This window comes from Plantactinospora solaniradicis, assembly GCF_042658085.1.
Lineage (GTDB): Bacteria > Actinomycetota > Actinomycetes > Mycobacteriales > Micromonosporaceae > Plantactinospora > Plantactinospora solaniradicis.
This window is the reverse complement of the sequence record NZ_JBHSPR010000166.1, coordinates 1-887: the sequence shown is the minus strand read 5'-3', so window position 1 is coordinate 887 and position 887 is coordinate 1. Positions and strand designations below refer to the sequence as shown.

At 68.7% G+C, this 887-nt stretch carries 1 protein-coding gene; it reads left to right on the top strand.

The window, feature by feature from the left end; genetic code table 11:
* Positions 1-887 (top strand): LysR family transcriptional regulator (locus ACFP2T_RS48075; protein WP_377434836.1); only part of this gene is annotated, 887 nt, incomplete at both ends.

Sequence of the window (887 nt, the reverse complement as noted above, 5' to 3'; positions counted from 1 at the left end):
TCGGGTGGAGCTTCGCGACATCGAGATTTTTTTGACGCTCGCCGAGGAGCTGCACTTCGGGCGTACCGCGCAGCGGCTGCATGTGTCGCAGGCGCGGGTGAGCCAGGCGATCAAGGCGCAGGAGCGTCGCATCGGCGCCGCGTTGTTCGATCGTACGAGCCGGGCGGTGGCGTTGACCTCGGTCGGCATGCAGTTGCGCGACGATCTGCGGCCCGGCTATGACGCGATCCAGAAGGGTCTCGCGGCGGCGTCGGAGTCGGCGCGGGGGGTCAGCGGTACCGTCCGGTTGGGTGTGATGGGGGCGGTTGGTCACGAGATCCGCGATGTCATCGAGCTGTTCCGTAGCCGCCACTCCGGCTGCGAGGTGGCGCTGCGCGAGATCCATTTCAGTGATCCGTTCGCGGCCTTGCGGGCGGGGGAACTGGATCTGGCCCTGCTGTGGCGGCCGGTGCGGGAGCCGGACCTGGTCGAGGGGCCGGTGCTGTTGACCGAGGGGCGGGTGCTGGCCGTGTGGACCGGGCATGAACTCGCCGACCGGGCGTCGGTGTCGATGGAGGACTTTGGCGGGCGGGCGTTCGTCGATCTCGGCTCAAACCTTCCGGACTATTGGGTCGAGGCGATGGTTCCGGCGACGACACCCGGCGGCCGGCCGGTCCCGCGCGCTCCTCTCGTCACGACGTTTCACGAAATACTGACCCAGGTGGCCGCCGGAGAGTGCGTCAGCCCGCTGAACGAGCACGTGTTGCAGTACTACTCACACCCGGGTGTGGTGTTCGTACCCGTCCATGACGCGCCCGTCACGGAGTGGGCCCTGCTGTGGCGCAAGGACGGGGCGTCGCCACGGGTGCAGAGCTTCGTCGAGACGGCCGCGCAACTCGGCCCACGCG